Below are 9,187 nucleotides of genomic sequence, written 5' to 3'. Positions count from 1 at the left end.
CGGGGGGGGGGGGCCCCCCCGCCGCCCCCCCCCCCCCCCCCCCCCCCCCCCCCCCCCCCCCGGGGGGGCCCCCCCCCGGGGGGGGCCCCCCCCCCCGGCGGCGTTTTCGTGGGCGGCTGCCGGGCGCGCACACACCGGCTGCGGCCGCCCGGGGCGCACACGCCAAAGGGCCCGCGGCTGTGCTGCGGACCCTTTCGGTGGTCGTACTGCTACTGGTCGCGGCGCAACGACGGCTTCAGCTCCTTGAGCCGGCCGAGCAGACCGTTGACGAACGCGGGTGACTCCTCCGTGGAGAACTCCTTGGCGAGCTGCACCATCTCGTCGAGCACGACGGCGTCCGGCGTCTCGTCCACCCAGATCAGTTCGTAGGCGCCGAGGCGCAGCAGGTTGCGGTCGACGACCGGCATCCGGTCGAGCGTCCAGCCGACCGCGTACTGCGCGATCAGCTCGTCGATGCGCCTCGCGTGCTCCGCGTACCCCTCGACCAGCTGCATCGTGTACTCGCTCACCGGCGGCTGCCGAGTGTCGGTCCGCGAGTGCCGGATCCAGTCCGCGAGGACCGTGAGGACGTCGGCCCCGCGCTGGTCACCCTCGAAGAGGATCTGGAAGGCGCGCTTACGGGCCGTGTTACGGGCAGCCACGGTTAGCTGTTCACCCGGCCGAGGTAGTCGCTCGTACGGGTGTCGACCTTGATCTTCTCACCGGTGGTGATGAAGAGCGGGACCTGGATCTGGTGGCCGGTCTCCAGCGTGGCGGGCTTGGTGCCGCCGGTGGAGCGGTCGCCCTGGACGCCCGGCTCCGTCTCGGCGATGGTCAGCTCGACGGCAGCGGGCAGCTCGACGAAGAGCACCTCGCCCTCGTGCTGCGCGACGACGGCCGTGAAGCCCTCGATGAGGAAGTTCGCGGCGTCGCCGACGGCCTTCGGGTCGATGTGCAGCTGGTCGTACGTCTCCATGTCCATGAAGACGAAGTACTCGCCGTCCTTGTACGAGAACTGCATGTCGCGCTTGTCGACGGTGGCCGTCTCGACCTTGACACCGGCGTTGAAGGTCTTGTCGACGACCTTGCCGGAGAGCACGTTCTTGAGCTTGGTGCGCACGAAGGCCGGGCCCTTGCCGGGCTTGACGTGCTGGAACTCGACGACGGACCACAGCTGGCCGCCTTCGAGCTTGAGCACCATGCCGTTCTTGAGGTCGTTCGTGGAAGCCACGGTTGCGGAATCTCCTGGACTGACGTACGACCCCGGGGCACGCGCTACAGCGCGAGGAGCTCCTTGGTCGTGATGGTGAGTAGCTCGGGTCCGCCGTCCGCCTCGGGGCGCACGACGAGCGTGTCATCGATCCGGACCCCGCCCCGGCCCGGGAGGTGAACCCCGGGTTCGACGGTGACCGGCACGCAAGCGTCCAGTTTACCCATGGCCGTCGGCGCCAACTGCGGGTCCTCGTCGATTTCGAGTCCCACACCGTGTCCGGTGCTCGGCGCGAGGCCCCCGCCGTACCCCGCGGAGTCCAGCACCTGACGTGCCGCGCGGTCCACGTCCCGGCAGGCGGCGCCGGGTGCCAGGGCCTGGCGTCCGGCGCGCTGGGCGGCGAAGACGAGATCGTACAACTCGATCTGCCAGTCGGCGGGCGAGGTGCCGATCACAAAGGTACGCCCGATCTCGCAGCGGTATCCGCGGTAGGTGGCCCCGAGACAGACGGAGAGGAAGTCGCCCTCCTCCACCCGGCGGTCGGTGGGGCGGTGACCTGGGCGGCCGGAGTTCGGGCCGGTGCCGACGGAGGTGGTGAACGCGGGCCCGTCGGCGCCGTGGTCGATCAGGCGGCGCTCCAGTTCCAGGGCGAGATGGCGCTCGGTACGGCCGACGAGGATCGACTCCAGCAGCTCGCTCAGCGCCTGGTCGACGATCTCCGCCCCGATGCGCAGCAGGGCGATCTCGTCCTCGTCCTTCACCAGACGCAGCTGCTCGACCGCCCCACCGAGGCCGGTGAGCCGCAGCCGGGGGGCGACGTGCGCCAGGGCCCGGTGCCGGGCCACCGTGAGGTGGTGCTCCTCGACGGCCAGGGAGTCGGCGCCCTGCGCGGCGGCCAGGTCGGCCCCGGCCAGGGCGGGGTCGCCGCCGGACACGACCTGCAGCCGTACCGCCTCGTCCGGCCGCCCGTCGATGAACTCGTCGTCCGGCGGTCCCGTGCACAGCAGCACGTCCTCGTCCGTGCCGACCAGCAGGACGGCGTCCTGGGGCGCGGCGCCCGCGAGATAGCGGACGTTGGCCGGGCGGGAGACCAGCGCCGTCGCACTGCCACCCACGCTGAAGCGGTCCCTCAGCCGCTCCCGGCGGGCCGCGTACACCTCTGGCATGACCCGAGCCTACGAGCGGTGGCCGGATACCGCCGGTCCAGCGGGTCCGGACGGGCGGCCGGGGCCCTCCGCAGGCGGCTCCGAGATCCCGGGGCGGGCCCGGGCAGGGGCCTCGGCGCGGGTCCGGTCAGGTCCCTGAGCGCCCCTGGCGGCCCGCCACCCCCGCGCCGGAGCGCCTCACCACTGCGGCGGGCTCGCGATCGAGCGTGCCAGGACCTCGTCCAGTGCCCGGGCCGTACCCGCCACGTCGAGCTGGGAGTTGTCGATGATCGGCAGCCCGGAGCCGTACCAGCCGGCCATACGGCCGTGGATACGGGCCACCTCCTCGTCGGTGAGGCGGCGGTTGCCGGTGCGCTCCGCGTTGCGCTCCAGGACGATCTCCAGACCGGGCAGCAGGACGACCGGCAGCAGACCGGGTCCCACATGCCGTTTCCAGCCACCGAGGCCTACGACCGGGCGGTCCGGGAAGACAGCGTCGTCGAGGATGCACGAAATGCCGTTGGCCAGGAAGTTGCGGGCCGCGAAGCCGCAGGTGCGGCGGGCGAGACGATACTGCGCCTCCGAGTTGTCGTTCCAGCCCGACTGGGGGTCGGCGAAGCCGGAGCGCACCCATTCGCGTACGTCGTCGAGGCTGATGTGGGCCGTGGGAACGCGACGGCGGTCGGCCCAGAACTTCGCGACGCTCGTCTTGCCCGCGCCCGCCGGGCCGATGAGCAGCACCGCGAGCGTGGTGGACGCGGGGTCGGGGGCGCTCGCGGCGGGGGGCGTGCCCGGCATACCGTCCGCGACGCCCGACGGCAGCCGGACATGGCTCGCGGGGTCCTGCGGGGGCGGTGCCTGCGCAGGGTGCGGAGTGGCGGGGATGTGGGGAGGTGCGGGGGTCTGCGGAGGTGCGGAGGTGTGCGGGGGACCGGGAGGCATCGGCGGGCCCGCGAATCCCGGCGCGGGCGGGATGTGCGGTGCCGGGCCCGGGTGGGCGCCCGGCTGTCCCGGGTGGTGTGCGGCCGATGACCAGGGGGTCGTCGGTCCGTGCCCCGGCTGGTGGGGCGGCGGCAGCGGATCTCCCACTGCGTGCTGCATCCGGTGCCACTCCGTCTCGTTGTCTCGGGCTCGTTCGCCTCCGGGGCGCGGCACCCCGCTCCCCACCGAACGGTACCCTCCCCGGCCGTCGTAATGTGAACGGCCGGGGACGGCCCGAAGTGCCCGTCGTCGCAGGCGAATCGGGGCAACCGGCGCCCGGCGGAACGAGTCGCCCTCCGCCCGGGACCCGGCGGTTCCCGCTACTGGCCCACTTCGCCGTACGCGGCGAGCAGCACCGCCGGGTCCGGGCCCTCCAGCACGGTCGGCTTGGCCAGACCGTCCAGGACGATGAAGCGAAGCAGGTCGCCGCGGGACTTCTTGTCGACCTTCATGGTCTCGAGCAGCCTGGGCCACTGGTCGTAGCGGTAGTGCAGCGGCAGCCCGACGGCCTCGAGGACCGTCCGGTGGCGATCGGCCGTGGCGTCGTCCAGGCGGCCGGCCAGACGCCCGAGCTCGGCGGCGAAGTGCATGCCGACGGCGACGGCGGCGCCATGGCGCCACTGGTAGCGCTCGTTCTTCTCGATCGCGTGGGCGAGCGTGTGCCCGTAGTTGAGGATCTCGCGCAGGCCGGACTCCTTCAGATCGGAGGAGACCACCTCGGCCTTGACCCTGATGGAGCGCTCGATCAGCTCGGCGGTGTGCGGGCCGGCCGGGGTCCGGGCGGCCTGCGGGTCCTCCTCGATCAGCTCCAGGATCACGGGGTCGGCGATGAAACCGGCCTTGATGACCTCGGCGAGCCCGGAGACGTAGTCGTTGACCGGCAGGGAGTCCAGGGCGGCGAGGTCGCACAGCACACCCGCGGGCGGGTGGAAGGCGCCGACCAGGTTCTTGCCCTCGGCGGTGTTGATCCCGGTCTTGCCGCCGACCGCCGCGTCCACCATGGCCAGCACGGTGGTCGGGATGGCGATCCAGCGCACTCCGCGCAGCCAGGTCGCGGCCACGAACCCGGCCAGGTCGGTGGTCGCGCCGCCGCCCACGCCGACGATGACGTCGGTGCGGGTGAAGCCGGACTGGCCGAGCGCCTTCCAGCAGTAGGCGGCGACCTCGGCGGTCTTGGCCTCCTCGGCGTTCGGCACCTGGATGGCGATCGCGTCGAAACCCTGTCCGGCGAGGTCGGCGCGCAGCGCCTCACCGGTTTCGGCCAGCGCCTCCGGGTGGATCACGGCGACCCGCTTGGCCCGGTCACCGATCAAACCGGCCAGCTCGCCGAGGAGCTGACGGCCGACCAGAACCTCGTAGGGGTCGGTTCCCGCGGTGCCGCCGACCTGGATGCGCGTCACTGCCTCGCTCATGCTTCCTTCAACTCCACTGCGTCCAGGACGGCTTGGGTCACCTCTTCGGGGCTGCGGGCGTCGGTGGGCACGACGGCCGTGGCGACCTCTTCGTACAGGTGGCGGCGCGCCTCCATCAGCTCGCGCCACTGGCGGCGCGGGTTGATCGCGAGCAGCGGGCGGGCCACGTTGAGGCCGGTGCGCCTGACCGCCTCCTCGACATCCATGGAGAGGTAGACCACGCGCTGCCCGGCGAGCAGCGCACGGGTGCCCTCGTCGAGGATCGCGCCGCCGCCCAGGGCCAGCACACCGTCGTGCTCGGCGACCGCCCGGCGCACGGCCCGCTTCTCGATCTCGCGGAAGGCGGGCTCGCCCTCGTCCACGAAGATGTCCGCGATGCTCCGGCCCTGTTCGGCCACGATGTCGTCGTCCGTGTCGCGGTAGCCGACCCCCAGCCGCTCGGCCAGCAGCCGCCCGACGGTGGACTTGCCCACCCCCATCGGACCGACGAGGACGACCGCGGGCACCGCGCTCACCGGATCTCCAGGCTGTCGAGGTACGACCGCACATTGCGGCTGGTCTCGGCCACGCTGTCGCCGCCGAACTTCTCCGCCACGGCGTCCGCGAGGACGAGCGCGACCATCGCCTCGGCGACGATGCCGGCCGCCGGGACCGCACAGACGTCGGAGCGCTGGTGGTGCGCCTGCGCCGGCTCGCCCGTGGACACGTCGACGGTCCGCAGCGCGCGGGGCACGGTCGCGATGGGCTTCATCGCGGCGCGTACGCGCAGCAGCTCACCGGTGGACAGACCGCCCTCGGTGCCGCCGGAGCGGCCCGTCGCCCGCTTGATGCCGTCGGCCGTCGTGACGATCTCGTCGTGGGCCTTGGAACCCGGCACCCGCGCCAGCTCGAATCCGTCGCCGACCTCGACGCCCTTGATCGCCTGGATGCCCATCAGGGCGGCCGCGAGCCGCGCGTCGAGCCGGCGGTCCCAGTGGACATGCGAGCCGAGGCCGACGGGAACCCCGTAGGCGAGGACCTCGACCACTCCACCGAGGGTGTCGCCGTCCTTGTGCGCCTGGTCGATCTCCGCGACCATCGCCTTGGACGCGTCCGCGTCCAGGCAGCGCACGGGGTCGGCGTCCAGCTTCTCCACGTCGGCCGGAGTCGGGTACACGCCGTAGGGCGCCTTCGCCGAGGCCAGTTCGACGACGTGCGAGACGATCTCGATGCCCGCCGTCTCCTTCAGGTACGACCGGGCCACCGCGCCGAGCGCGACCCGGGCCGCGGTCTCACGGGCCGACGCGCGCTCCAGAATCGGCCGGGCCTCGTCGAACCCGTACTTCTGCATGCCGGCGAGGTCGGCGTGGCCGGGCCGCGGCCGGGTCAGCGGCGCGTTGCGGGCCAGTCCCGCGAGCACCTCCGGGTCCACCGGATCGGCCGCCATCACCTGTTCCCACTTGGGCCACTCGGTGTTACCGACCATGATCGCCACCGGGGACCCCATGGTGAGGCCGTGCCTGACACCACCCAGGAAGGTGACCTGGTCCTGCTCGAACTTCATCCGGGCACCGCGACCATAGCCCAGCCGCCGCCGCGCCAGGTGGTCGGCCACCATCTCCGTGGTGATCGGCACGCCGGCGGGAAGGCCCTCCAGCGTCGCGACAAGTGCGGGACCGTGGGACTCCCCCGCGGTCAGCCAGCGCAACCTGCTCAACGGTGCTCCTCAGTGCTCGCGCCTGGTACTCCCCTGCGTACGCGCGTCCTCGCGCACGGCGACAGCGCGACCGGATGCGCGGCCCCGGCCCGCCACCACCGATCCTCCCACGTCCGCCGGCGGGAGCCGGTCACAGGTCCATCAGGCGGACGTCGACACGGGGAGTCCCCCGCTCGAGGGCGGTCGTGGGTTGGGGGAGGAACGGATGTCCTCTACCGGGCCGCCAGGGCGTGCTCCCCGGCCTTGCGCATGGCGTCCAGGGGGGCCGGCGAGCGGCCCGTCATCTGCTCGACCTGAAGCACCGCCTGGTGCACCAGCAGGTCGAGGCCGCCGACGACGGCACCGCCGTATGCCGACCAGCGCGCCGCGAGGGTGGTGGGCCAGGGGTCGTACAGCACGTCGAAGAGGGTCGCGGGACGCTCCGGAACGGCGGCGGCGAGCGCGTCCGTCGTCCCAGCCGGGGTGGTGGCGACGACCAGCGGCGCCCGCAGCGCGCGGGCGGCGTCGGACCAGTCGGCCGTACGGACCTCCACGCCGATCCGCTCGGCCCACCGCCGCATCTCGGCGGCCCGTGCCTCACTGCGGACATAGGCGACGATCTCGCCGGCGCAGATGCGGGCCAGGGCGGCCAGCGCGGAGGACGCAGTCGCGCCGGCACCGAGGATCGCGGCCGAGCCGACCTGCTCGACGCCCCGCTCACGCAGCGCGGCGACCATACCGGGGATGTCCGTGTTGTCGCCGACGCGCCGCCCGTCCTCGGTGAACACGACCGTGTTCACCGCCTCGACGCAGGCCGCGGTGTCGCTGACCGAGTCCAGCAGGGGAATGACGGCCCGCTTGAGCGGCATGGTCAGCGAGAGTCCGGCCCATTCGGGCCCCAGGTCCGCGAGGAACCCCGGCAGCGCCTCCTCGTCGATCTCGAACCGGTCGTACGACCAGTCCTTCAGCCCCAGCTCGTCGTACGCGGCGCGGTGCAGCACCGGGGAGAGGGAGTGGGCGATCGGGGAACCGAGGACGGCGGCCCGGCGCTTGCTGGTGGTGCCCGTCATTGTCCCTTCTTCTGCTCTTCCAGGTACTTCTCGCGGTTGCGGTTCTGCTCTTCGTTGGTCTCGGCGAACAGTGTCTCGTTGTCGTTTATCGAGACGAAGTAGTACCAGTTTCCCTTGGCCGGCTTGAGCGCGGCCCTGATGGCCACCTCGCCGGGGTTGTCGATCGGGCCGGGGGGCAGGCCCTTGTACCGGTAGGTGTTGTACGGGTTGTCGATCTTCCGCAGGTTGTCGACGGAACCGGTGGCGAGCTTGGACTGGCCGCGCAGGTAGTTCACCGTCGAGTCGAAGTCGAGCAGGCCGTTGGTCTCGGTGTTGTTCGGCTTGAGCCGGTTGTAGACGACCGTGGCGACCTTCTCGAAGTCGCGCTTGTACTTGCCCTCGGCCTGGACGAGGCTCGCGACCGTGAGTACCTGCAAGGGGTTGTCCAGGTTGAGGCTCTTCGCCTTGGCCTGGATGCCGAACTCGGCGTACTTCTCCTTGGCCGTGTCGACCATCTGCTTCAGGACGTCCTCGGGCTTCATGCCCTTGGCGACCGGATAGCTGGACGGGTAGAGGAAGCCTTCCAGCGGGTCCTTGACGGCGTTGCCGGCGTTGGCCCAGTCGGGCAGACCGAAGGTCTTCCACTTCTTCGCGGCGATGCTCTCGGTGGTGCCGGCCTTGAGCTGCAGCCGGCCGTCGATCGCCGCGTAGATCTTCGCGTTGCGCCAGCCCTCGGCGATGATCAGGTTGTTCTTGCTCTTCGGGCTGAGCATCAACTGCACGGCCGCCGCCGCGGACATGTGCTTGTTCAGCGTGTACGTGCCCGCCTGGATGCTCTTGCCCTCGGGGTTCTCTCCCTGCGCCGCGACGAACGCGTCGACGCTCTTGACGACACCGGCCTGCTTGAGCACCTGGCCGATGGCGAAGCCGCCGGCCCCCTTCGGAATGGTGACCGTGACCTGCTCGCCGTTGCCCTCGCCCACGTAGTCGGGCGCCGGGCCGAAACGATTTTGGTAGAACTGGTACCCGAAGTAGCCGACTCCGCCGATACCTCCGCCGAGGACCAGTACGACGACCAGGCAGGCGCATCCGTTGCGGCGCTTCTTCCCCTTGCCGCCGCGCCCCCGCCGGTCGCCGCGGCCGGGGCGGTCGTCGGTCTCGTCGTCGGCGTCGTCGTCGCCGCCCGCGAAGAAGGCGTGTTCGCCCTGATCGGGGCCCGGGTCCCAGTCGGTCTTCGGCTCGGGCTCGGCCTGCCTGCGGTGCGGCGGCTCGGGCGGCGGATAGGCGTCCGGCGTCTGGTAGAAGTCGGGCCGCTCACCGCCGTACGCCCCGGCCTGGGCGGCGTACGGGTCCCCGGAGTCGCCGGGGTAGGGCGCGTGGGCCTGCGCGCCGCCGCCCCAGCCGTCGTCGCCGTAGCCCTGCTGCGGGTACTGCTGCCCTCCCTGCTGCGGCCCCTGCTGCGGGTACTGCTGCCCTCCCTGCTGCTGGTACTGCTGCCCGCCGTGGCCGGGGTACTGCTGGAACTCCTGCTGTCCCTGGCCGTACGTGGCGGCCTGCGAGCCGGTCTCCCAGCCGCCGTAGTGCTGCTGCGTCTGCTCCGGGTGCTGCTGCGGCCGGCCGCCGTAGGGGACCTGGCCCGGCTGGGCCTGCTCTCCTCTCCATCCGCCGTCCCCGTACAACGGGTCCTCCGGATGCCACGGTGCGGAGCCTTGGCCCCGGCCATACTCAGTCATCGA

The 9,187-nt window shown here is 72.0% G+C and carries 9 protein-coding genes; all 9 read right to left on the bottom strand.

The features are described from left to right. Positions 1 to 209 precede the first annotated feature (209 nt). Entirely contained in the window at positions 210 to 641 is a 432-nt protein-coding gene (gene nusB / locus LZ604_RS22780; RefSeq protein ID WP_234517284.1) for a transcription antitermination factor NusB, read from the bottom strand. 2 nt (positions 642 to 643) lie between these two features. Beyond that, positions 644 to 1,210: an elongation factor P gene (efp, locus tag LZ604_RS22775; protein WP_086728309.1), complete on the bottom strand. Its 567-nt coding sequence runs from the start codon at positions 1,208 to 1,210 to the stop codon at positions 644 to 646. A gap of 44 nt (positions 1,211 to 1,254) precedes the next feature. Beyond that, complete coding sequence (locus tag LZ604_RS22770) at positions 1,255 to 2,355, bottom strand: aminopeptidase P family protein (RefSeq protein ID WP_234517283.1); 1,101 nt, start codon at positions 2,353 to 2,355, stop codon at positions 1,255 to 1,257. A gap of 177 nt (positions 2,356 to 2,532) precedes the next feature. Then, complete coding sequence (locus tag LZ604_RS22765; protein ID WP_234517282.1) at positions 2,533 to 3,435, bottom strand: Pro-rich N-terminal domain-containing protein; 903 nt, start codon at positions 3,433 to 3,435, stop codon at positions 2,533 to 2,535. Between the two features lie 200 nt (positions 3,436 to 3,635). Beyond that, positions 3,636 to 4,727, bottom strand: a complete 1,092-nt coding sequence (gene aroB / locus LZ604_RS22760; RefSeq protein ID WP_234517281.1) for a 3-dehydroquinate synthase — start codon at positions 4,725 to 4,727, stop codon at positions 3,636 to 3,638. Next, positions 4,724 to 5,242 (bottom strand): shikimate kinase, encoded by a 519-nt coding sequence (locus LZ604_RS22755; RefSeq protein ID WP_308283620.1) that lies wholly within the window; start codon positions 5,240 to 5,242, stop codon positions 4,724 to 4,726. The genes aroB and LZ604_RS22755 overlap by 4 nt, the downstream gene beginning before the upstream one ends. Then, positions 5,239 to 6,423: a chorismate synthase gene (gene aroC / locus LZ604_RS22750; RefSeq protein ID WP_234517280.1), complete on the bottom strand. Its 1,185-nt coding sequence runs from the start codon at positions 6,421 to 6,423 to the stop codon at positions 5,239 to 5,241. The genes LZ604_RS22755 and aroC overlap by 4 nt, the downstream gene beginning before the upstream one ends. A gap of 212 nt (positions 6,424 to 6,635) precedes the next feature. Then, positions 6,636 to 7,472 (bottom strand): shikimate dehydrogenase, encoded by an 837-nt coding sequence (locus LZ604_RS22745; protein WP_234517279.1) that lies wholly within the window; start codon positions 7,470 to 7,472, stop codon positions 6,636 to 6,638. Beyond that, positions 7,469 to 9,184, bottom strand: coding sequence for an endolytic transglycosylase MltG (mltG, locus tag LZ604_RS22740; RefSeq protein ID WP_234517278.1), 1,716 nt, complete (start codon positions 9,182 to 9,184; stop codon positions 7,469 to 7,471). Before mltG ends, LZ604_RS22745 begins: the two co-directional genes overlap by 4 nt. Positions 9,185 to 9,187: the final 3 nt, after the last annotated feature.

The organism is Streptomyces glomeratus, from assembly GCF_021462825.1.
Classification (GTDB): Bacteria; Actinomycetota; Actinomycetes; order Streptomycetales; family Streptomycetaceae; genus Streptomyces; species Streptomyces glomeratus.
The sequence above is the reverse complement of the archived record's forward strand: the minus strand, read 5'-3'. Positions and strand labels throughout refer to the sequence as shown.